The organism is Nonomuraea sp. GTA35, assembly GCF_041950525.1.
In the GTDB taxonomy this organism is placed as follows: Bacteria; Actinomycetota; Actinomycetes; order Streptosporangiales; family Streptosporangiaceae; genus Nonomuraea.
In genome coordinates this window covers 214,738-236,326 of sequence record NZ_JBGNUV010000005.1, presented here as the reverse complement: position 1 = coordinate 236,326, position 21,589 = coordinate 214,738, and the positions used below count along the sequence as shown (strand labels likewise).

At 70.5% G+C, this 21,589-nt stretch carries 19 protein-coding genes; 15 read left to right on the top strand and 4 right to left on the bottom strand.

Features of this window, described 5'->3' with window-relative positions:
* Position 1: 1 nt before the first annotated feature.
* A complete protein-coding gene (locus ACBJ32_RS24305; protein ID WP_375128648.1) occupies positions 2 to 1,537 on the top strand; it encodes an aldehyde dehydrogenase family protein in 1,536 nt (511 codons plus the stop codon).
* A gap of 31 nt (positions 1,538 to 1,568) precedes the next feature.
* Here the strand turns inward: ACBJ32_RS24305 and ACBJ32_RS24300 are convergent, their stop codons facing one another.
* Positions 1,569 to 1,907 (bottom strand): DUF6703 family protein, encoded by a 339-nt coding sequence (locus tag ACBJ32_RS24300; RefSeq protein WP_375128647.1) that lies wholly within the window; start codon positions 1,905 to 1,907, stop codon positions 1,569 to 1,571.
* A 99-nt stretch (positions 1,908 to 2,006) separates the two neighbouring features.
* Here ACBJ32_RS24300 and ACBJ32_RS24295 point away from each other — a divergent pair, with 99 nt between their 5' ends.
* From ACBJ32_RS24295 to ACBJ32_RS24250, 10 genes are all read left to right on the top strand, one after another.
* Complete coding sequence (locus ACBJ32_RS24295; protein ID WP_375128646.1) at positions 2,007 to 2,285, top strand: antibiotic biosynthesis monooxygenase family protein; 279 nt, start codon at positions 2,007 to 2,009, stop codon at positions 2,283 to 2,285.
* 93 nt (positions 2,286 to 2,378) lie between these two features.
* Positions 2,379 to 3,764, top strand: a complete 1,386-nt coding sequence (locus tag ACBJ32_RS24290) for a glycine--tRNA ligase (RefSeq protein WP_375128645.1) — start codon at positions 2,379 to 2,381, stop codon at positions 3,762 to 3,764.
* Between the two features lie 213 nt (positions 3,765 to 3,977).
* Positions 3,978 to 7,091 carry a M14 family zinc carboxypeptidase gene (locus ACBJ32_RS24285; RefSeq protein WP_375128644.1) on the top strand — a complete coding sequence of 1,038 codons (3,114 nt, stop codon included), beginning with the start codon at positions 3,978 to 3,980 and terminating at the stop codon, positions 7,089 to 7,091.
* 227 nt (positions 7,092 to 7,318) lie between these two features.
* Positions 7,319 to 7,465, top strand: a complete 147-nt coding sequence (locus ACBJ32_RS24280; RefSeq protein WP_357870836.1) for a hypothetical protein — start codon at positions 7,319 to 7,321, stop codon at positions 7,463 to 7,465.
* Positions 7,462 to 8,469: a MoxR family ATPase gene (locus ACBJ32_RS24275; RefSeq protein WP_357870838.1), complete on the top strand. Its 1,008-nt coding sequence runs from the start codon at positions 7,462 to 7,464 to the stop codon at positions 8,467 to 8,469. Before ACBJ32_RS24280 ends, ACBJ32_RS24275 begins: the two co-directional genes overlap by 4 nt.
* Complete coding sequence (locus tag ACBJ32_RS24270) at positions 8,466 to 9,440, top strand: DUF58 domain-containing protein (protein WP_375128643.1); 975 nt, start codon at positions 8,466 to 8,468, stop codon at positions 9,438 to 9,440. Before ACBJ32_RS24275 ends, ACBJ32_RS24270 begins: the two co-directional genes overlap by 4 nt.
* Positions 9,437 to 10,381, top strand: coding sequence for a VWA domain-containing protein (locus tag ACBJ32_RS24265; protein WP_375128642.1), 945 nt, complete (start codon positions 9,437 to 9,439; stop codon positions 10,379 to 10,381). The genes ACBJ32_RS24270 and ACBJ32_RS24265 overlap by 4 nt, the downstream gene beginning before the upstream one ends.
* Positions 10,378 to 11,265 carry a S1C family serine protease gene (locus ACBJ32_RS24260; protein WP_375128641.1) on the top strand — a complete coding sequence of 296 codons (888 nt, stop codon included), beginning with the start codon at positions 10,378 to 10,380 and terminating at the stop codon, positions 11,263 to 11,265. The genes ACBJ32_RS24265 and ACBJ32_RS24260 overlap by 4 nt, the downstream gene beginning before the upstream one ends.
* 10 nt (positions 11,266 to 11,275) lie before the next feature.
* The gene (locus ACBJ32_RS24255; RefSeq protein WP_357870848.1) at positions 11,276 to 11,944 is read left to right on the top strand and encodes a response regulator transcription factor; all 669 of its coding nucleotides are present in this window, start codon (positions 11,276 to 11,278) and stop codon (positions 11,942 to 11,944) included.
* The gene (locus ACBJ32_RS24250; protein WP_375128640.1) at positions 11,941 to 13,110 is read left to right on the top strand and encodes a sensor histidine kinase; all 1,170 of its coding nucleotides are present in this window, start codon (positions 11,941 to 11,943) and stop codon (positions 13,108 to 13,110) included. Before ACBJ32_RS24255 ends, ACBJ32_RS24250 begins: the two co-directional genes overlap by 4 nt.
* Positions 13,111 to 13,150: 40 nt before the next feature.
* On the opposite strand, the gene ACBJ32_RS24245 is transcribed toward ACBJ32_RS24250, so the two are convergent.
* Positions 13,151 to 14,503, bottom strand: a complete 1,353-nt coding sequence (locus ACBJ32_RS24245; protein ID WP_375128639.1) for a cytochrome bc complex cytochrome b subunit — start codon at positions 14,501 to 14,503, stop codon at positions 13,151 to 13,153.
* Between the two features lie 229 nt (positions 14,504 to 14,732).
* Here ACBJ32_RS24245 and ppdK point away from each other — a divergent pair, with 229 nt between their 5' ends.
* Positions 14,733 to 17,369, top strand: coding sequence for a pyruvate, phosphate dikinase (ppdK, locus tag ACBJ32_RS24240; RefSeq protein ID WP_375128638.1), 2,637 nt, complete (start codon positions 14,733 to 14,735; stop codon positions 17,367 to 17,369).
* 124 nt (positions 17,370 to 17,493) lie between these two features.
* Here ppdK and ACBJ32_RS24235 read toward each other — a convergent pair whose 3' ends face one another.
* The gene (locus ACBJ32_RS24235; RefSeq protein WP_375128637.1) at positions 17,494 to 18,270 is read right to left on the bottom strand and encodes an alpha/beta fold hydrolase; all 777 of its coding nucleotides are present in this window, start codon (positions 18,268 to 18,270) and stop codon (positions 17,494 to 17,496) included.
* 57 nt (positions 18,271 to 18,327) lie between these two features.
* On the opposite strand from ACBJ32_RS24235, the gene ACBJ32_RS24230 reads away from it, so the two are divergent.
* From ACBJ32_RS24230 to ACBJ32_RS24220, 3 genes are all read left to right on the top strand, one after another.
* The gene (locus ACBJ32_RS24230) at positions 18,328 to 18,801 is read left to right on the top strand and encodes a MarR family winged helix-turn-helix transcriptional regulator (RefSeq protein ID WP_375128636.1); all 474 of its coding nucleotides are present in this window, start codon (positions 18,328 to 18,330) and stop codon (positions 18,799 to 18,801) included.
* Positions 18,802 to 19,161: 360 nt separating this feature from the next.
* Entirely contained in the window at positions 19,162 to 19,395 is a 234-nt protein-coding gene (gene atpE / locus ACBJ32_RS24225) for an ATP synthase F0 subunit C (RefSeq protein WP_357870865.1), read from the top strand.
* Positions 19,396 to 19,866: 471 nt separating this feature from the next.
* Entirely contained in the window at positions 19,867 to 20,664 is a 798-nt protein-coding gene (locus tag ACBJ32_RS24220) for an ArsR/SmtB family transcription factor (protein ID WP_375128635.1), read from the top strand.
* Positions 20,665 to 20,710: 46 nt separating this feature from the next.
* Here ACBJ32_RS24220 and ACBJ32_RS24215 read toward each other — a convergent pair whose 3' ends face one another.
* Complete coding sequence (locus ACBJ32_RS24215) at positions 20,711 to 21,529, bottom strand: NmrA family NAD(P)-binding protein (protein ID WP_375128634.1); 819 nt, start codon at positions 21,527 to 21,529, stop codon at positions 20,711 to 20,713.
* Positions 21,530 to 21,589: the final 60 nt, after the last annotated feature.

Genomic DNA, 21,589 nt, shown 5'->3' with positions numbered 1-21,589 from the left:
GATGGACATGCGGCTCAAGCCGGGCACGTCCTGGCGGGACGCCTACGAACGTTGCTGTTCGGCGGCCCCCGAAGCCTTCCACGACGACCGCGTGCTGAATCACTGGGGCGGCATCTGGCACCGCGACGGGCGGCCGGTGCCCGGCTTCTCGCCGCTCGACGGCACCGCCATCGCCGGCCTGCCCAAACTCGACCGGGCCGGCGCGGGGCGGGCCGTGGCGGGCGCCGTCGAGGAGCACCAGCGCTGGCGCCACCTGCCGCTCGCCGAGCGCAAGGCCATGGTCCTGGCGGCCGTGGAGTCCATGGCCGCGCACCGCGACCTGCTCGCCCTGCTGCTGGTCTGGGAGATCGGCAAGCCGTGGAAGACCGCCTGCGCCGACGTGGACCGCTGCCTGGACGGCGTGCGCTGGTACGTCGAGGAGATCGACCGCATGGTGGCCGGCCGCACGCCGCTGCCGGGCCCGGTCAGCAACATCGCGAGCTGGAACTATCCGATGAGCGTGCTCATGCACTCCATGCTCGTGCAGGCGCTGGCCGGCAACGCGGTGATCGCCAAGACACCCACCGACGGCGGCCTGTGCTGCCTCACCCTCGCCTGCGCGCTGGCCGTACGGGAGGGGTTGCCGTTCACGCTGGTCAGCGGGGGAGGGGCGGAGCTGTCGCCGGTGCTCGTCGGCTCGGGCTCGCTGGGCTGCGTGTCGTTCGTGGGCGGCAGGGGCGCCGGGGCCAAGGTGGCCACCTCGCTGGCCGACCTCGGGCGGCGTCACGTGCTGGAGCAGGAGGGGCTGAACTGCTGGGGCGTCTGGGAGTACGGCGACTGGGACCTGCTCGCCCGGCAGATCCGCGGCTCCTTCGACTACGCCAAGCAGCGCTGCACCGCCTACCCGCGCTTCGTCGTGCAGCGCTCGCTGTTCCACGAGTTCCTGGGGGCCTACCTGGATGCGGTCGGCTCGCTGCGGTTCGGCCACCCGCTGGCCGTGGCGGATCCGGACGACGAGCTGCCCTCGCTCGACTTCGGCCCGCTGATCAACGCCTCGAAGGCCAAGGAACTGGCCGACCAGGTGGACGAGGCGGTCACGAGGGGCGGCGTGCCGATCCACCGGGCGTCCCTCGACTCCGGACATTTCCTCCCCGGTCAGGATATTTCCGCTTACTTTGCTCCGACGGCGCTGCTCAACCCGCCGCCCTCCTCACCCCTCCACCACGCGGAGCCGTTCGGCCCCGTGGACACGATCGTGCTGGTGGACACGGAGGCGGAGCTGCTGGCCGCGATGAACGCCAGCAACGGCGCCCTGGTGGCCACCCTTTCCTGCGAGTCGGAGGACACCTTCGCCCGGCTCGCGCCCGAGGTGCGCGCCTTCAAGGTCGGTCACAACCGGCCGCGCTCGCGCGGGGACCGCGATGAGCTGTTCGGCGGGTTCGGCGCGTCGTGGCGCGGCGCGTTCGTCGGCGGCGACCTGCTCGTCCGCGCCGCCACCAGCGGCCCGGACGGCGAACGCCTCCCGGGCAACTTCCCCAGCTACACGCTGCTGCCCTAGACGGCACTCGCCGTAGAGAGCCGCGAACGCCCTAGAGAGCCCCGAAGCGGGTCGCCACCAGGAGCACCAGGAAGGTGAGCACGGCGACCCGCAACAGCTTCCCGCCGACGCCCAGGGACGGCCACGACAGGTAGGCCAGCCACCCCACGAAGGCGAGCACCGGCAGCACGGCCAGCCCGCCCAGCCAGCTCGTCACGGCGAACCCCGTCAGCAGCAGGATCACCAGCAGGACCGGCGCCACCCACCGGGGCACCTGCGTGAACAGGAACGTCATCGGCACCGCGCTGCGCTGCTCGACCGCCTTGCGGAAACCGGTCGCGCCCGGCGTGAAGAACCGCTCGCCCTGGGGCTGCTTGTTGTCAGGGGCCACGCCCCGAAGCCTACGGGAGATCGGGCCCCGGGCGCGGGCCTCGCGCACGTTCGGGGTCACACGCGAGGCCACCGCCTTTAGGCTGGTCGGGTGCTCGCCGTGATCCGATACACCGTTCCAGAGTCCCAGTCCCAAGACTTCGTCAAGCAGGGCCACGCCATCCTCGACACGTTCGCCACCCAGCCCGGCTACCAGCGGGGCCGGCTGGCCCGCTCGGTGGACGAGCCCAATCTGTGGGCGCTGGTGACGGAATGGGAGGGCGCCGGCTTCTACCGCAGGGCGCTGTCCGCCGCCCGAATGGTGATGTATCCCCTGATGATTCTGATGCTGAACGAGCCCAGTGCGTACGAGGACGTCTACACCCGGGACGGGGCGTAGCATTACTCCCGCGCGAGAGCGGGTGCCCGTCCCCTAAGCTGGGATCTCACCAATTTCCCTCGCCGACCTCCAGCCGGAAAGAGAACCAACCACATGGCACGACGCACCGACGTCATGGACACCATCGTCAGCCTCGCCAAGCGCCGCGGGCTCGTCTACCCGTCGAGCGAGATCTACGGCGGACTGCGCGCGTCGTGGGACTACGGTCCACTGGGCGTCGAGCTGAAGAACAACGTCAAGCGGCAGTGGTGGCTGTCGATGGTCCAGTCGCGCGACGACGTGGTGGGCCTCGACTCCTGCGTCATCCTGGCGCCCGAGGTGTGGCGGGCCAGCGGCCACGTCGACACCTTCACCGACCCGCTGACCGAATGCCTGTCCTGCCACAAGCGCTTCCGCGCCGATCACCTGATCGAGGCGTACGAGGAGAAGAACGCCAAGGCGCCCGAGGCCGGCCTGGCCGACATCACCTGCCCCAACTGCGGCAACAAGGGCACCTTCACCGCGCCCAGGCAGTTCAGCGGCCTGCTGAAGACCTTCCTCGGCCCGGTCGAGGACGAGTCGGGCCTGGCCTACCTGCGGCCCGAGACCGCCCAGGGCATCTTCATCAACTACCTCAACGTGCAGCAGTCGGCGCGCAAGAAGATCCCGTTCGGCATCGGCCAGCAGGGCAAGTCGTTCCGCAACGAGATCACGCCGGGCAACTTCATCTTCCGCACCCGCGAGTTCGAGCAGATGGAGATGGAGTTCTTCGTCAAGCCCGGCACCGACGAGGAGTGGCACCAGTACTGGATCGACGAGCGCTACCGCTGGTACTCCGACCTGGGCATCAACAAGGACAACCTGCGCCTGTACGAGCACCCCAAGGACAAGCTGTCCCACTACTCCAAGCGCACCGTCGACATCGAGTACCGCTTCAACTTCGCCGGCTCGGAGTGGGGTGAGCTCGAGGGCATCGCCAACCGCACCGACTTCGACCTGACGGCCCACTCCAAGGCGTCGGGCGTCGACCTGAGCTTCTTCGAGCAGGAGAGCGGGGAGCGTTACGTCCCCTACGTCATCGAGCCGGCGGCCGGTGTCGACCGGGCCACGCTGACGTTCCTGCTCGACGCGTACACCGAGGACGAGGCGCCCAACGCCAAGGGCGTCATGGAGAAGCGCACGGTCATGCGGCTCGACCACCGGCTCGCGCCGGTCAAGGCCGCGGTGCTGCCGCTGTCGCGCAACGCCGACCTGTCGCCGAAGGCCCGCGACCTGGCGGCCCAGCTCCGGCGGCGGTGGAACGTCGAGTTCGACGACGCGGGCGCCATCGGCCGCCGCTACCGCCGGCAGGACGAGATCGGCACGCCGTTCTGCATCACGGTCGACTTCGACACGCTGGAAGACCAGGCCGTGACGATCCGCGAGCGCGACACGATGGCCCAGGAGCGCATCCCGATCGAGGGTGTCGAGTCCTACCTGCGCCAGCACCTCAACGACTAGAGCTCAGTGACGGGCTGCTCCTCGCGGGGCAGCCCGTTTTTCTTTACGGCGGGCAATCGCGCGCATTCCTGGCCGTTCGCGTGGTGATTCGCATCCGGTCGGCAGTTGGTTGAACATTGACCGGATGTGGCCGTGGTGATTGACAAGCCACCCTCATACGCAGACATTGCGGGCATCCCTAGCGGCATTCGGGGGCTTCTTCTCGGAGGCGCGATGAAGCGCGTACTACTCATGCTCGCGAGCACGCTCCTGTTACTCGGCTTGTTCACGATCCCGCCCGCCTCGGCGGTGCCGAAGCCAGCGGCGGGGCCGGACGGGGTCTTCGTCTACACCGGCGAGCTCACCGCGGACCAGCTGGCCACGCTCGTGGCCGCCGGCGTGGACCGCGAGGAGATGCGGATCGTCAAGCGGGCGGACGGCAAGGTCACCGTCGAGGTCATCCTCGCCGCCGCGCTGGCCGACACGCTCGCGAAGCAGGGGGTCACCCTCAGGACCCAGGCGGCCGGCGCCCGGGCGGCGCAGCAGGCCGACGGGGTGTTCAAGAGGTACGCCGGCGCGGGCGGCATCCGCGAGGAGATCATCGCCGCGGCCGGCGCCAAGCCCGGCATCGCCAAGGTCGTCAACCTCGGCAACAGCCTCAACGGCACGCCGATCACCGCGATCAAGGTGACCAAGGACGCCCGCAAGCTGCGTGACGGCAGCCGCCGGGCCATCCTCTACTCGGCCACCCAGCACGCCCGCGAGTGGATCACACCCGAGATGGTGCGGCGGCTGCTGCACCACTTCCTCGACGGCTACGGCAGCGACGCCGAGCTGACCCAGCTCGTCAACACCACCGAGCTGTGGTTCCTGCCGGTCGCCAACCCCGACGGCTACGACCACACCTTCACCCCCGGCAACCGCCTGTGGCGCAAGAACCTGCGCGACAACGACGGCGACGGGCAGATCACCAGCAACGACGGCGTCGACCCGAACCGCAACTTCGCCTACAAGTGGCGCTACGACGACGAGGGCTCCTCCAGCCTGTTCTCCAGCCAGACCTACCGCGGCGCGGCGCCGCAGTCGGAGCCGGAGACCGTGGCGTACGACAACCTGACCAGGCGGGTGCAGTTCACCTACCTGATCAACTACCACTCGGCCGCCATGCTGCTCCTGTACGGGATCAGCTGGCAGCAGGCCACCCCGGCGCCCGACGACCTGATCTTCGAGGCGCTGCTGGGCGACGACGCCACCCCGGCCGTGCCGACGTACGACCCGGACATCGGCGCCGAGCTCTACACCACCAACGGCGACACCGACGGGCACACGACGAACGTGCGCGGCGCCCTGTCCATCACGCCCGAGATGTCCACGTGCGAGGCGGCGGCGGCGAAGTACCCGGACGACGAGTGGACGGAGGAGAGCTGCGCCGGCGGCCTCGGCTTCACCTTCCCCGACGACGAGCGGCTGATCCAGGAGGAGTTCCTGATGAACGTCCCCCTGGCCGTCGCCACCGCCAAGTCCGTGCACACGCCGGACAGGCCGGTCTCCGTGATCGGGCGCACGGTCCCGGACTTCAGGCCGGACTCCTTCAGCGTCTCGTACGGCGACCCGCAGCCGGTGGCCGTCATCGCGCGCCGGTCGCTGGGCGCCAAGGCGCTGCGTTATCGCATCAACGGCGGCCCCACGCAGACCAGGTCCGTGAGCGAGTGGAAGGGCGGCGAGCGGTACGGCGACGAGAACGACCTGTACTTCGCCGAGTACCGCGGCACCGTGAGCGGCGCGAGACCCGGTGACAGGGTCGAGGTCTGGTTCACCGGCTTCAAGCCGGGCGCCGGCACCGTCTCCAGCAGCCGCTTCACCTACACGCTGGCCAAGGACTCCGGCGCCAAGGTGCTGGTGCTGGCCAACGAGGACTACACGGGCCTCAACCCCGACTACCCGGCGTCGGTGACCGCGCCCAAGTACACGGCCACGTACCAGCAGGCGCTGAAGGCGGCCGGGTACGGCTCCGAGACGTGGGACGTGGACGCCCAGGGCGTGCCGCACCACCTCGGCGTGCTGTCGCACTTCAAGGGCCTGGTGTGGGAGCTGGGCGACAACCGGCTGTCCATGGACCAGCAGGACGTGGTCACGGTGACCCCGCTCGGCGATCTGCCCGACGCCGACGTCAAGCGGTCCCAGCAGGACCTGACCATCTCCGTCCGCGACTACCTCAACGAGGGCGGCAAGCTCCTCTACACCGGCGAGACCGCCGCGTACTACGGCATCCTCGACACCATCGTCGGCGGCATCTACTACGGCCTCGACGGCAACCCGGACGCCGACTGCGTGGTCACCACCATCGATGGCCTGTTCGACGAGTGCCTGCTGCTGGCCGACGACTTCACCCAGTACTACCTGGGCGTCGCCGGGCGCATCCCGCGCGCCGACCCCAGCGGCTTCACCGGCACCGGCCCGCTGGCCGGGCTCAGCGGCACGTTCGGCGGTCCCGCCACGGTGGACAACCCGCTGGACGAGGCCGGGGTCCTGCTTCCCATGGGCACCGACTTCCCGAGGTTCACCGGCACGCCGGCGGCCGACTACCGGCTCGGCACCCCGGGGCCGTTCGATCCGGCCGAGGGCGAGTGGTACGTCGCCGGGCCGCACGCCGACGACTCGTACATGCGGCTGACCAGGACGATCGACCTGGGCTCCGTGACGGCGGCGCAGCAGCCGCAGCTGGCCTTCCAGCTCTCCTTCGACACGGAGGAGAGCTACGACAACGTCATCGTCGAGGCCCACACCGTCGGCCAGGACAACTGGACGACGCTGCCGGACCTCAACGGCGGCACCGACACCGGCGTACCGGCCGAGTGCGAGGCCGGGTTCCTGCTGGAGGAGCACCCGTGGTTGCTGCACTACCTGACCCCGGGCAACCCCTGCACGCCGACCGGCACCACGGGCCAGTGGCACCGGTTCACCACCGGCCCTGACACGGGCGGCTGGCACCAGGTCGCCTTCGACCTGTCCGCGTACGCCGGGCAGCAGGTCGAGGTGTCGATCAGCTACGTGACCGACCCCGGCACCGGCGGGGTGGGCGCGTTCGTGGACGACGCCCGCGTCGTCGTGGGCGGCACCGCGGTCGAGTCCGAGGGCTTCGAGACCGGGCTCGGGCCGTGGACCGTCCCCGGCCCGCCGGCGGGCAGCCCGACCGGCGCCGGCGACTTCGCCCGCGACCAGGCCGACACCACGGCCGCCGTGACCACCAGGGACACGGTGCTGCTGGGGTTCGGGGTGGAGCAGCTCGGCAGCGCGGCCGAGCAGGCCGCGGCGCTCAGGAAGGCGATGAGGTACCTGATCGGCTGAGCACCGCAGGGAACAGGACGGCCACCCCGTACGGGGTGGCCGTCCTTCGCGTTTGATGAGGCCAGGTGGCGGCCGAACCAGTCCAGGACGCGCTCGTACGCCGGCGGGGCGCCATGCCGGAGGTCCAACCCTCTCGACCGAAAAATCGTGTAAAGGCGGCGGTTACGCGGGTTTTCGCGGTCACTTGATGACATGTGGCGTAAGCCGATACGAGGGACGAGGAATCCATGCGTACATCACGTTTCGCTCTTGTGTTGCTCGCCGCCGGCGCGCTGCTCATGACCGCGAGCGCCGCGTTCGCCGACCCGGAACCGACCGCTCTGGAGCTGCGCGTCGTCGTGGACGACTGCTACAAGGGGAGCGTGCAGCCGTGACCGATCCCGCACTGCTCGAGCGGGCCCTGTTCGAGGTCAAGCGAGTGATCGTCGGGCAGGACCAGATGGTCGAGCGGCTGCTCGTGGCGGTGCTCGCCAGGGGGCACTGCCTGCTCGAAGGCGTCCCCGGGATCGCCAAGACGCTGGCCGCCGAGACCATGGCCACGGTGGTCGGGGGGACGTTCGCCCGCATCCAGTTCACGCCCGACCTGGTGCCCTCCGACATCGTCGGCACCAGGATCTACCGGCCCTCCACCGAGTCGTTCGACGTCGAGCTCGGGCCCGTCATGGTGAACCTGCTGCTCGCCGACGAGATCAACAGGGCGCCCGCGAAGGTGCAGTCGGCGCTGCTGGAGATCATGGCCGAGCGGCAGGTCAGCATCGGGGGTGTCACCTACGAGGTGCCGACGCCGTTCCTGGTGCTGGCCACCCAGAACCCGATCGAGTCGGAGGGCGTCTACCACCTGCCCGAGGCGCAGCGCGACCGCTTCCTCATGAAGATCGACGTCGACTATCCCAGCGAATCGGAGGAGCTGGCGATCGTCTACCGCATGAGCGTGGACCCGCCGTCGCCGCAGCCCGTCCTCGACCCGGCACAGGTCGTCGCGTTGCAGCGCCGGGCCCAGGAGGTCTTCGTGCACCACGCGGTCGCCGAGTACGCCGTCCGCCTCGTCTACGCCACCCGCGACCCGGAGCGGTACGGGGTGCGGGACGTCGGGCGGCTGCTGGCGTTCGGCGCCAGCCCCAGGGCCACGCTGGGCCTGCTGGCGGCCGGCCGGGCGCTGGCGCTGCTGCGGGGGCGCGACTACGTGCTGCCGGAGGACGTACGGGACCTGGCGCACGACGTCATGGCGCACCGGCTCGTGCTCTCCTTCGACGCGCTGGCCGACGGGGTGATGCCCAGGGAGATCGTGGACCGGGTGCTGGCGGCCGTGCCGCTGCCGGTCATCGCGCCGAGCCAGGAGACCCAGCAGTACGACACGCGGCAGGACGCGGTGGCATGAAGCCGTACCTCATCGCCGAGCCCGCGCTGCGCAGGCTCGAACTGACCATCACCAGGAGGCTGGATGGGCTGCTCCAGGGCGAACACCTCGGCCTGGTGCCAGGTCCGGGCAGCGAACCGGCGGAGTCCCGGCCGTACACGGCGGGCGACGACGTGCGGCGGATGGACTGGAACGTCACCGCACGCACGAGCGAGCCGCACGTCCGGGACCTGGTCGCCGACCGGGAGCTGGAGATCTGGGCGCTGCTCGACGCCACCGCCAGCATGGACTTCGGGACCGCCGCGATGGAGAAGCGGGAGCTGGCCCTGTCAGCCCTGGCCGCGGTCGGCTTCCTCACCCAGCGGACGGGCAACCGCATCGGCGCCCACCTGCTGCACGGCGGCGGCGTCAGGACGCTGCCCGCCAGGACGGGCCGGCCGCACCTGATGGCGCTGCTGCAGGGGGCGTTCGGGCTGCCCCGCACCCCGCCGGGGGTGGCCGAGCCGCTGCTCGGCGTGGCGGCCGAGCAACTCGGCCGGGTGGTACGGCGCCGCGGCCTGGTCGTGGTCGTGTCGGACTTCCTCGACACCCCCGAGACCTGGGAGCTGCCGCTGCGCCGGCTCACCGCCCGGCACCAGGTGCTGGCCGTGGAGGTGCTCGACCCGCGCGAGCTGACGCTGCCCGACGTGGGCATCCTCACGCTGATCGACCCGGAGACGGGGCGGCGGCGCGAGGTGGCCACCGGCAGCGCCCGGCTGCGCCGCCGCTACGCCGAGGCCGCGGCCGGGCAGCGCGACGCCATCTCGCAGGCGCTGCGCCGGGCCGGGGCCACCCACCTGCGGCTGCGTACGGACCGGGACTGGGTGCGCGACCTGGTCAAGCACGTCATGCGCCAGCGCCGCCTCGCTTCGCTCGCGGCCGGCCCGATCGGCCCCGGCGGGCCGCCGTCCGGGCGGCGACGATCACCAGAGGGAGGAGGTGACGTGGCGTGAGCCTTCTCGCGCCCGTCTGGCTGCTGCTGCTCATCCCGGTGGCCCTGCTCGCGGTCACGTACGTGATCATGGCGCTGCGCGGCAGGACCGCCTACGCCGTCCGCTTCACCAACCTCGACCTGCTCGACAAGGTGGCGCCACGGCGGCCGGGATGGCGCAGGCACGTGCCCGCGGCGGCACTGCTGCTCATGTTCGCGCTGCTCGTGGTGGGCTTCGCCCGGCCGACGGCCGAGGTGCAGGTGCCGCGGGAACGGGCGACGATCATGGTGGCGTTCGACGTGTCGGCGTCCATGGGCGCCACCGACGTCTCACCGAACCGGTTCGAGGCGGCCAAGCAGGCGGCCAGGCAGTTCGTCCAGGGGCTGCCCGAGCGGTTCAACCTGGGGCTGGTGTCGTTCTCCTCGGCGGCGTCCGTCGCCGTGCCGCCCACCACGGACCGGCCGGCGGTGCTCAGCGCGATCGACCGGCTCAGCATGGACTCGGGCACCGCCATCGGCGAGGCCGTCTTCTCCTCGCTGGAGGCCATCGCCGCGCTCGACTCGCAGGAGGAGGCGCCGCCCGCGCACATCGTGCTGCTGTCCGACGGCGCCAACACCAGTGGCCGCACGGTGAACGACGCGGCCGCCGAGGCGACCTCGCGTGGCATCCCGGTCACCACCATCGCGTACGGCACGCCGGACGGCACCATCAGCCTGTCGGGCCGCGAGGTCCCGGTGCCGGTGGACGGGCCCGCGCTGCGCGGCCTGGCCGAGTCGGCGGGCGGCGGCTTCTACGAGGCGGCCAGCGGCGACGAGCTGCAGGCGGTCTACGAGGACATCGGCACGTCGGTCGGCTACCGCACCGAGCAGCAGGAGGTCTGGCAGTGGTTCGTGGGGGCGGGGCTGATCTTCGCGTTGATCGCGGCGGCGGCGTCGATGTTGTGGTTCTCGAGGCTGCCATGAGAGGTCTGGGCAGCCCGCGCGGGCCGGAGTTCCGCACGGTGCCGCCGCTGATCGGGCCACCGCTGATCGGGCCGCCGCCGCCGCGGCACCCCGTACAGCGGACTCCCGCACCGCAGACTCCCGCACCGCAGACTCCCGTGACGTCGCCGCCCAGGGGTGGTCGCATCCTGGTGGCCGCCGCGCTCGTCGCGGCGCTCGCCGGGGCGGCGGCGGGCGCGGCGGGGGCCAGGCTCTTCGAAGGGTCCGAGCCGGCCCCCGCCGCCGCTCTGCCGAGGGTGGCCCCCGCGCCGCCGGCGAGCCTGACCGGGTTGAGCGCGACGGCGGCCCGCGTGCTGCCCAGCGTGGTCTCCGTGGAGACGCGCAGCTCGGGCGGCTCCGGCTTCGTGATCGACGACCGCGGTCACATCCTCACCAACGCCCACGTCGTCAGCGGCACCAGCACGGTGACGGTGGTGCTGCACGACGGCAGCCGGCTGACCGCGCGCGTGGCCGGCGCGGACGACGACGAGGACCTGGCCGTGCTGGAGGTGGACTATCCGGAGGAGCTCACCCCGGCCACGCTCGGCCGCTCGGCGGACCTGGCCGTCGGCGACCAGGTGCTGGCCATCGGCTCGCCGCTGGGCCTGTCCGGCACGGTCACCTCGGGCATCGTCAGCGCCCTGGACAGGGAGGTACGGCTGGGCGGCTCCCGCCGCACGGCCGTGCAGACCGACGCCTCCATCAATCCCGGCAACTCGGGCGGCCCGCTGGTGAACGCCCGGGGCGAGGTGGTGGGGGTGAACACCGCGATCGCGGCCTCCCGGGGAGGTGGGAACATCGGCATCGGTTTCGCCATCCCCATCGACAGGGCCGCGCCCATCGCGGAACGCATCATCCGAAACTAGGGTCCAGGGCATGCGACTGCTTGTGGTTGAGGACGAGGAGGACCTGGTCGACGCGTTGCGCGTGGGCCTGGTCCGGGCGGGTTACGCGGTGGACGTCGCCTACGACGCGCCCGCCGCGCACGAGAAGTTGCTGGTCAACACCTACGACCTGGTCCTGCTCGACCTGAACCTGCCGGGCGGCGACGGTTTCCAGCTCTGCCGGACCGTGCGCGCGGCGGGCCAGGGGGCGCGGATCATCATGGTGACCGCCCGGGACCGGCTGGACGACCGCGTCCGCGGCCTCGACGAGGGCGCGGACGACTACCTGGTCAAGCCGTTCGCCTTCCCCGAGCTGCTGGCCAGGGTGCGGGCGCTGCTGCGCAGGGACTCCGGCGGCGGCACGTCCGTGCTGGAGGTGGGCGGCCTGCGGATCGACACGGCCAGGCTGGAGGTGTCGCTGGACGGCAGGTCCCTGGCGCTCACCCCCAAGGAGTACGGCGTGCTGCACTACCTGATGACCCGCCCGGGTCACGTCGTGTCCACCGAGGAGCTGCTGGAGCACGTCTGGGACGAGCACGCCGACCCGTTCACCAGCACCGTCCGCGTCACGGTCGGCAACCTGCGCCGCAAGCTGCAGGAGGACGGCCTGATCGAGACCGTGATCAGCCGGGGTTACCGGCTCAGGGAGCCGTCGTCGTGATCCACACCATCCGCTTCCGGATCACGGTCCTGTACTCGGGGCTGCTGTTCGTGCTGGCCACGGTGGTGCTCGGGGGCATCTACTACGCCGTTTCCAAGACGAGCGAGCAGCGCCCGATCACGACCGAGTACGCCAAGACCTACAGCGGCAACACCTACCTCGGCAAGCGCGAGGTGGTCTTCGTGGAGGAGGTCGAGAACGCGGTCAACGTCGCGACGATGGACACGTTGCGCACGTACTCGCTGCTCACGCTGGCCGGCTTGTACGTGGCCAGCCTGGGCATCGGCTGGGTGCTGTCGGGCCGGGTGCTGCGGCCGGTGCGGTCGATCACCCGTACGACCGAGGAGATCCAGGCCACCGACCTGAAGCGGCGCATCAAGCTGCACGGCCCGCGCGACGAGCTGAAGGACCTGGCCGACACCATCGACACCATGCTCGACCGGCTGGAGGAGGCGTTCAGCGCGCAGCGGCAGCTCATCGACGACGCCTCGCACGAGCTGCGCAGCCCGCTGACCATCATCAGGGCCAACGTGGACGCCGTGCTGGCCGTCCCCGACGCCAGCGAGGAGGAGCGGGCCAGGGCCGTGGCCATCGTGGACCGGGCGACGACCCGGATGACCAAGCTGGTCGAGGACCTGCTGGCCACGGCCAGGCGGCAGGGCACCGCGTTCGCCGACACCGATCTGGACCTGGCCAGGGTGGTGGGGGAGGCGTGCGAGGAGTACGCCACCCCGGCCGCCGAGCGCGACATCACGATCACCCGCGAGCTCGGCGCGGGGCTGGACATGAGTGGCGACTCCGACGCGCTCCGCCGCGCCGTGTCCAACCTGCTGTCCAACGCCGTGCGCCTGTCGCCGCCCGGCGGCAGGATCAGGGCCGGGGCGGGCAGGACGGACGGCTGGTTGTGGGCGGCGGTCCGCGACGACGGGCCGGGGCTGCGGGAGTCGGACCAGGCGCGGGTGTTCGACCGCTTCTGGCGCGGCGAGGCCAGCCGCAGGGACCGCCACACGGGCCTGGGCCTGGCGATCGTCCGGCAGATCGTGGAGTCGCACGGGGGCCGCGTGGCGGTGTTCTCGCGGCTGGGGGAGGGGGCGACGTTCGTGTTGTGGCTGCCGCCCCGCGACGGCGTGCCGGGCAGCCCGCCCGAGGACAACCCCCTGCGCTGAACGCCCGCGGCAGCCGGCCCGCGTGGCGCGGCCGGGCCGCCTACGCCGAACGCCTGCGGCAGATCGCCCGGGTGACGAGGAAGGCCACGACGGGCAGCACGAACACGGCCGCCCGCAGCCCGCCGACGACCAGCGCGTACGTGTCGGGCGGCACGGTGAGCAGCGCAGGCGGCGCGGGTGGGGGCGGCGGCAGCCCGGGCGCGGAGTGCATCGCGGGCGGCGCCGCCGACACCCACGTGCCCGCCCAGAGCGTGGTGAAGAACATGATCACCGCGACGCCCAGCGCCGTGCGCACGGGGGCCTGCGACGGCCGGTCCAGCAGGTGGTGGACGTCGCGGTCACCGGTGTAGCGGCGCTCGACGAACGGATACACGAACAGCAGGCCGAAGAAGGCGAGCAGGATCAGCGGCGGGATCCAGAGCCCGACCTGCAGCACGAACCCGCCCACCGGGATCTCCCACGCCGGCACCAGCCGCTGCGCGCCGTCCAGCACCCCGGCGTACCAGAACGGCTGCGCCGAGGGCGGCTGGGCGCCCGGCCGGTACGCCCCGTGCTCCCACACCGGGTTGATCCGCACGAACGTGGCCAGCAACGCGATGGCGGCGATCGTGAACAGCGCCGTGGCGGCGTTCTTGACCGCGAAGTAGGGGAAGAACGGCCCGCCGGTGACCTGGTGCTCGCCGGCGGCCGTGGCGCGGCGCTCGGTGTGCTTCTGCCGCCAGGTGAGGATGAGGGCGTGCAGCGGCACCACCGCCAGCAGGATGCCGGGGACCAGCAGCACGTGCAGCGCGAACAGGCGCGGGATCACCTGGCCGGGGAACTCCCCGTCGAACGCGAACGCCGACAGGTACGTGCCCACCAGCGGCACCGACAGCAGCACCCCCTGCGCCTGCCGCAACCCCGTCAGCGCGAGCTGGTCGGCGGGCAGCGAGACCCCCAGGAACGACTCGAACAGCGCCAGCCCGAACAGCAGCACGCCGAGCATCCACGTCAGCTCCCGCGGCCGCCTGAACGCGCCGGTGAAGAAGACCCGGCACATGTGGGCCACGATCGCCAGCACGAACACCGTCGCCGACCAGTGGTGCAGCTGCCGCATGAGCAGCCCGCCGCGCACCTCCAGGCTGATCTCCACGACCGACTCGTACGCCACGTCCGGGTTGGGCTTGTAGAACAGCGTCAGGAACGTCCCGGTGAGCACCAGCAGCACGAACGAGTACAGCGCCAGCTCGCCCAGCAGGAACGACCAGTGGCTGGGGAACAGCTTGCGGAGCTGGGGGCGCAGCCAGCGCCCGAACGGCAGCCGGTCGTCGAGGTAGATCGCGGAACCGACCGCGGCCTTGGCGGAGCCGACGATGATTCTGGGCCGCCTCTTGGGCTTGGTAGGAGTGGCCATGGGGGCCTCCTGATGGGGGTGTGATCCGATTCTGCACCTCCTGCCCGCCTTTCTCAAGAATTGGTGTAAACCAATTGGTCTAATCCAATTTTCGGCACTTGGGTCGTATAATTGGATTAGACCTGTCATGTGGCCTTGACCAGTACAAACGTTGACTTATACGAGGAGTGCAGTTTCATCATCAATTTCACCGGTAGAGTCCGGGACAGAGGCGTTCGAAGGAGCTGTGGTGGCCAAGTACGTTTACGACTTCACCGAGGGCAACAGGAATCTCAAGGATCTTCTCGGCGGTAAGGGTGCGAACCTCGCCGAAATGACCAATCTCGGGCTGCCCGTTCCGCATGGATTCACGATCACCACCGAGGCGTGCCGCCACTACCTGGCGGAAGGCTCCGTACCGAGCGGGTTGGACCAGGAGGTCGCCGCGCATCTCGTGGCCCTGGAAGCCAAGATGGGCAGGAAGCTCGGGCAGGCCGACGACCCGCTGCTCGTGAGCGTGCGCTCCGGGGCGAAGTTCTCCATGCCGGGCATGATGGAGACCGTTCTCAACATCGGGCTGAACGACGAGTCGGTGCACGGCCTGGCCAAGCAGTCGGGCGGCAACGACCGGTTCGCGTGGGACTCCTACCGCAGGCTCATCCAGATGTTCGGCAAGACCGTGCTCGGCATCGACGGGGATCTGTTCGAGCACGCCCTCGACGAGCTCAAGGGCCGCCGCCAGGACACCGACCTCGACTCGGGCGAGCTGCAGCAGCTCGTGGAGACGTACAAGGGCATCGTGCGCGACCAGACCGGCAAGGACTTCCCCGCCGACCCGCGCGAGCAGATGCGCCTGGCCGTCATGGCCGTCTTCGACTCGTGGAACGCCCCGCGCGCCATCCTCTACCGCCGCCAGGAGCGCATCCCCGCCGGCCTCGGCACCGCCGTGAACATCATGGCCATGGTCTTCGGCAACTACGGCAACGACTCGGGCACCGGCGTCGCCTTCACCCGCGACCCCGGCTCGGGCCAGCAGGGCATCTACGGCGACTACCTCCAGAACGCCCAGGGCGAGGACGTGGTGGCCGGCATCCGCAACACCATCCCGCTGCAGGACCTCGAGCACCTCGACAAGCAGTCGTACGACGAGCTCGTCGGCATCATGGAGACCCTGGAGAACCACTACAGGGACCTGTGCGACATCGAGTTCACGATCGAGCGCGGCAAGTTGTGGATGTTGCAGACCCGCGTGGGCAAGCGCACGGCGGCGGCGGCGTTCTGCATCGCCACCCAGCTCGCCGACCAGGGCCTCATCACCATGGACGAGGCCGTCACCCGGGTCACCGGCGACCAGCTCGCCCAGCTCATGTTCCCCCGCTTCGACGGCGGCGCGAAGAAGAAGAAGATCGCCAAGGGCATGAACGCCTCGCCGGGCGCCGCCGTCGGCAAGGCCGTCTTCTCCTCCGAGCGCGCCGTCGAGCTGGCGGCGCAGGGCGAGGACGTCATCCTCGTCCGCCGCGAGACCAACCCCGACGACCTGGCCGGCATGATCGCCGCCAAGGGCATCCTGACCAGCCGCGGCGGCAAGACCTCACACGCCGCCGTGGTGGCCCGCGGCATGGGCAAGACGTGCGTGTGCGGGGCCGAGGAACTGGAGGTCCTCACGGCCGAGCAGCGCTTCATCGCGCCGGGGGACGTGGTGGTCTCCGAAGGCGACGTCATCTCCATCGACGGCACGACCGGCGAGGTCTTCCTCGGCGAGGTGGCGGTCGTGGACTCGGCCGTGGTCGAGTACTTCGAGGGCGCCGCGGAGCCGCGGGACGACCTGGTCAAGGCGGTGGACCGGATCATGCGCCACGCGGACGAGGCCCGCAGGCTCGGCGTCCGCGCCAACGCCGACACCCCCGAGGACGCGGCCCGCGCCCGCCGCTTCGGCGCGCAGGGCATCGGGCTGTGCCGTACGGAGCACATGTTCCTGGGCGAGCGCCGCCAGCTCGTGGAGGACCTCGTCCTGGCCTCGACCGACGCGGAACGTCAGGCGGCCCTCGACGCCCTGGAGCCCCTCCAGAAGTCCGACTTCATCGGCATATTTCAGGCCATGGACGGCGCCCCCGTCACGATCCGCCTCATCGACCCGCCCCTGCACGAGTTCCTGCCCGACATCGTGGACCTGTCGGTCAAGGTCGCCACGGGCGAGGCCACGGACAAGGACCGCACGCTCCTGACGGCGGTCAAGCGCCTGCACGAGCAGAACCCGATGCTCGGCCTGCGCGGCGTCCGCCTCGGCCTGGTCATCCCCGGCCTGTTCGCCATGCAGGTCCGCGCCATCGCCCAGGCGGCCGCCGAGGTGCCCGGGGCGCGCCCGGAGATCATGATCCCGCTGGTGGCGGCCGTTCAGGAGCTGGAGTCGGTACGCGAGGAGGCCGTCAAGATCCTCGCGGAGGCCGGGGTGCAGGCCCTGATCGGCACCATGATCGAGGTCCCCAGGGCCGCCCTCACGGCGGCCCAGATCGCCGAGGCCGCCGAGTTCTTCTCCTTCGGCACCAACGACCTCACCCAGATGGCCTGGGGCTTCTCCCGCGACGACGTCGAAGCGGCCTTCTTCTCCCACTACCTCGACGCCGGCATCTTCGGCGTCTCCCCGTTCGAGACCCTCGACAGGGAGGGCGTCGGCCGCCTGATGGAGATCGCGGTGCGTGAGGGCCGGGAGGCCAGGCCGGACCTGCATCTGGGCATCTGCGGCGAACACGGCGGCGACCCGGACTCGGTCCGCTTCTGCCACGAGGTAGGCCTCGACTACGTCTCCTGCTCCCCCTTCCGCATCCCGGTAGCCCGACTCGAAGCCGGCCGGGCCGCCCTCGCGGAAACCGACTCCGACACCCGCTGACTCCCGGCGCCCACCCGAATCCCGCGAACCGGGTGGGCCGTTGGAGCCTGCCCCGACTCGTGACCGGCGGCTTTCCTGCGTCCAGCGGACCAGGAACACGAACACCGGCACCTCGGCGACAGGCTCAGAGGCTGCCGAGGAACTCCTCCAGAACCGTGTTGTAGACATCAGGCCGCTCCATGTTCGGATAATGAGCGGCCCCCTCGATCGAGACCGACCGCCCATCGGCCACCGCCCGCACGAGCCGCTCCGCCATCCCGATGTGATCGTCGGAGTCCTCGTCCCCGTGAACGGCCAGCACGGGAACGCCGATCGACGCGAGCCGCTCCCACGTGCCGGTCACCATCACCAGATGGTCGGGCTCGCCGACGGCATGCTTGGACATCGTGCTCCTGGCCATCCGCATCAGCCGGCTCACCACGATCGGATCGAGCTCGCCGAGCGTGCGGCGCGGCCCCACACCCAGCAGCGTGAACGCCTCCACCGACGCGTCCAGGTCACCGGCGGCCATCGCCGCGTGCCAGGCCGCCATGGTCCGCGTGGTCCACGGATCCTCGAAGTACGGCAGGCTCGTCCCCGCTCCGGTCACGACCACGGCACTGACCAGTTCCGGATGCTCCAGCGCGGTGTCCACGGCGATCCCCGCCCCCATGGAGACCCCCACCAGGACGGCGGGCCCGGTGTCCAGGTGCCGCAGCAGGGCGGCGAGGTCGTCGGTGAGCCGGTAGGGCCCGGTGGCGTTGGCGGAGCGGCCGTGGCCGCGGGCGTCGGGGGCGATCACGCGGTGACGCGAGGCGAGGACCGGGATCTGGTCCTCCCACATGCCGTGATCGAGGAAGCCGCCGTGCAGCAGGACGAGGGGACGGCCGGTACCGCGATCGATCCAGAACAGATCTTTCATGACAACCAAGGTGTCATATGGGCCTTGCTATGACAACCCAGGTGTCATTATGGACGGATGAGAGAGACAGACCCGGGCCCGGCGACCGGCGCGCTGACCGACCGGCTCGCGGAGGTGTTCGACCTGGTGGGCCCGCTGTACCGGCGCGCCCAGCGCAAGGTGGAGCAGGACGCGCCCCTCGAAGGGTTGTCGGTCGGGGTGCGGGCCGTGCTCAACATGCTGCGCGAGCACGGCCCCATGACCGTCCCGCAGATGGGGCGGGCCCAGGCGTTGAGCCGCCAGTTCGTCCAGCGCATGACCAACGACGCGGCCGGGCTGGGCCTGGTCGAGTTCGTGCCCAACCCGGCGCACAAGCGCTCCTCGCTCATCCGGCTGACGGACGAGGGGGAGCAGGCCATCGGTGCGGTGATCGAGCGCGAGCGGCGGGTGCTCCGGCAGATCGGCGGCGACCTGACCGAGGCCGAGATCGACGCCTGCCTGCGCGTCCTCTCGCGCCTGCTCCACCTCCTCGACGACATCGACATGGATTGAAGATCGGCCGTCGGTGGCCCTCGGCCCCCCTTCCGGATCCGGTGGGCCGCCCGTTCGACACGGCCATCCGCTCCCGGAGAAGGCCGGATGAGTGCGCTCATCAATGGGGCGGCGGCATGGCTTGTTTTGATTTACGCGGCGCGGAGAGTCAGAGCCGGGCTCCTTGAGCGCTTCTCGGTCGATCGCGCGCCTGCTTGCATCCGAGCATTGACCAAATGTAGATCAATTTGTCCATCGATTTTATCGACAAGCATGAACGGTCATTTTCGTGTGGCCGGGCATTTCCCGCCGAAGTGTCCATGTGGCGGAATGGTGGTGACGGCGACACTCCGCTTCACCAGACATTCAGAAGGGAACCTTGTGGACGTTCTCGCTGCGGTATCCGGCAATGTCACCGCCATCGGCTACGGCCTCGCCGCCATCGGTCCGGGCATCGGCGTGGGCATCATCTTCGGCCAAGGCGTTCAGGCGATCGCCCGCCAGCCGGAAGCGTACGGCCTGATCCGCCAGAACATGCTTCTCGGTTTCGTCCTCACCGAGGCGCTGGCCCTCATCGGCCTGGTCGCTCCTTTCCTTTTCCGGACCATCACCTAAGCCTCGGGCTCGTCATTCCAATAGGGCAACGTCACCGCTCCCGATTCCCGGTCGCGCCGCAGTATCGCGTACCCCGCCGAGTCGTGCACGGTCCTGTCCGGCGCCGGCCACGCCTGGCGGTAATGCGACTCCTTGACATATCCGCACTTACGGAGGACGGCCCGCATCGTGTGGTTGTCCTGCCGCGTACTGCCCTCGAATGCGCCTGATCCCCGGCAATTCCGTGAAGAGGTAGGAGGTGAGCCGTCGAAGGGCCGCGTCGTCGTGGAGCCCTTCGGCGGCCCGCTGCCTGTGCACGGGGCAGATCGTGCCGAGGGCTCGTACGGGCCGTCAAGCGGTTCGAGCCTCGCGCGCATCGCAGTCGCACGCCTTGACATGCAGCCTCCCGGCTGCCTAAATTACAGGCAGCCGGGAGGCTGCATATCGACAGACGGCAAGCCGGGGACGGGCGGGGGCATGGCGGAGGCGGGCATGGACGAGGTGTTCAAGGCGCTGGCCGATCCGAGCCGGCGCGCGCTGCTCGACTCGCTCAACGCCCGCAACGGGCAGACACTGCGCGAGCTGTGCGCCGGTCTCGACATGGCCAGGCAGTCCGTCAGCAAGCACCTCGCGGTGCTGGAGCAGGCCGGGCTCGTCACCACCGTGCGGCGGGGCCGGGAGAAGCTGCACTACCTCAACGCCGCGCCCGTGCACGAGATCGCCCACCGGTGGATCAGCCGCTACGACCGGGCCAGGGTCCAAGCCCTGGCCGACCTGAAACACGCCCTGGAGGAGACCCCGATGGACGCGCCGACCTTCGTCTACACCACCTACATCCGCACCACCCCGCAGAAGCTCTGGCAGGCGCTGACCGAGCCCGCCTTCACCCGCCGCTACTGGGCCACGGAGTTCACCACGGACTGGTCCGTCGGCTCGCCGATGACCTGGGACAACCACGGCGTGCTGATCAGCGACCCGGAGCAGGTCGTGCTGGAGGCCGAGCCCTACAGCAGGCTCTCCTACACCTGGCACGCCATCACCCCGGAGCTCGCCAAGCGCTTCGGCTGGGACGAGGAGCTGCTCGCCCGGCTGTCCGGCGAGGCCCGCTCGAAGGTCACCTTCACGATCGAGGAGGCCGAGGCCGCGCAGGTCGTGAGGCTCACCGTCGTGCACGACGGCTTCGAGCCCGGATCGAGCCTGGCCGAGATGGTCAGCCACGGCTGGCCCAACGTGGTGTCGAGCCTGAAGTCGCTGCTGGAGACCGGCGAACCGCTGCCGGACGACGCGTGACCTCCCCGAGCAGGGCGACGTCGCGAGGCGCCGCCCGCCCGGCCGGTCATCCCCGGCTCAGGAAACGTTCCGCGTGCTCGTCCACCCACTGCCCGAACGTGCGCGCCGGGCGTCCGGTCACCCGTTCGACGGTGTCGTCCACGGTCGTGGCGGAATCGCTGGGCGTGGCATACCAGCCGACCACATACTCGGCGTCCGCCCGGGACACGCCCGTGGCCATCAGCCTGCCGACCGCCTGTTCGTGCGTGATCGCCTCGAAGGCGATGTCGCGGTGGATCGCCCGGGACAGGATGGCGATCCGCTCACGCGGGGTCAGCGACTCGGGCCCGGTGAGGTTGTAGGCGCGTCCCGCATGACCGTCGTCGAGCAGCGCGACCGCCGCCACGGCCGCGATGTCGGCCTCGTGCACCAGCGCGCTGGGATGGTCGTACGGCTCCCGGACCACGCCCTCGGCTCGGATGGACTCGGCCCAGGTCAACGTGTTGGACATGAACTCCTGCGCCTCCAGGCGGGTCCACTCCGCTCCCGAGTCCGCCACCGCCTGCTCGACCGGGCCCACCCAGCCGCCCCACAACACGGTGATGCGCCGGACACCCGCGGCGACCGCCCGCCGGACGAGCTCGGGCCCCACCTCGGCGAGCCCGGCCGTCACCGTGATGTGCAACCGGGTGACACCGTCGAGGGCGCCGTCGAGCCTGTCGGGCGCCGTGTGGGTGCCGGTCACCAGCTCCACCCCGGCTGGAAAACGTCCCGCCCACGCCGCCGGGTCCCGCGTCAGCGCCCGCACGTGCTCTCCACGGCGGACCAGCTCCGTCACAACGTGCCGGCCGGTGTTCCCGGTGGCGCCCGTCACCAGTGTCGTCATGGTCAAGCTCCTTGAGGTCGTTCTGCGTGAAGTGACTCGTCGACGACCCTAGGAACTCAA

Excerpts from the sequence above, each read along its gene's own strand:
- ACBJ32_RS24305 (WP_375128648.1), top strand. The coding sequence starts at position 2 with ATGGACATGCGGCTCAAGCCGGGCACGTCCTGGCGGGACGCCTACGAA.
- ACBJ32_RS24290 (WP_375128645.1), top strand. The coding sequence starts at position 2,379 with ATGGCACGACGCACCGACGTCATGGACACCATCGTCAGCCTCGCCAAG.
- ACBJ32_RS24285 (WP_375128644.1), top strand. The coding sequence starts at position 3,978 with ATGAAGCGCGTACTACTCATGCTCGCGAGCACGCTCCTGTTACTCGGC.
- ACBJ32_RS24280 (WP_357870836.1), top strand. The coding sequence starts at position 7,319 with ATGCGTACATCACGTTTCGCTCTTGTGTTGCTCGCCGCCGGCGCGCTG.
- ACBJ32_RS24270 (WP_375128643.1), top strand. The coding sequence starts at position 8,466 with ATGAAGCCGTACCTCATCGCCGAGCCCGCGCTGCGCAGGCTCGAACTG.
- ACBJ32_RS24260 (WP_375128641.1), top strand. The coding sequence starts at position 10,378 with ATGAGAGGTCTGGGCAGCCCGCGCGGGCCGGAGTTCCGCACGGTGCCG.
- ACBJ32_RS24255 (WP_357870848.1), top strand. The coding sequence starts at position 11,276 with ATGCGACTGCTTGTGGTTGAGGACGAGGAGGACCTGGTCGACGCGTTG.
- ACBJ32_RS24245 (WP_375128639.1), bottom strand. The coding sequence starts at position 14,503 with ATGGCCACTCCTACCAAGCCCAAGAGGCGGCCCAGAATCATCGTCGGC.
- ACBJ32_RS24235 (WP_375128637.1), bottom strand. The coding sequence starts at position 18,270 with ATGAAAGATCTGTTCTGGATCGATCGCGGTACCGGCCGTCCCCTCGTC.
- ACBJ32_RS24230 (WP_375128636.1), top strand. The coding sequence starts at position 18,328 with ATGAGAGAGACAGACCCGGGCCCGGCGACCGGCGCGCTGACCGACCGG.
- ACBJ32_RS24220 (WP_375128635.1), top strand. The coding sequence starts at position 19,867 with ATGGACGAGGTGTTCAAGGCGCTGGCCGATCCGAGCCGGCGCGCGCTG.
- ACBJ32_RS24215 (WP_375128634.1), bottom strand. The coding sequence starts at position 21,529 with ATGACGACACTGGTGACGGGCGCCACCGGGAACACCGGCCGGCACGTT.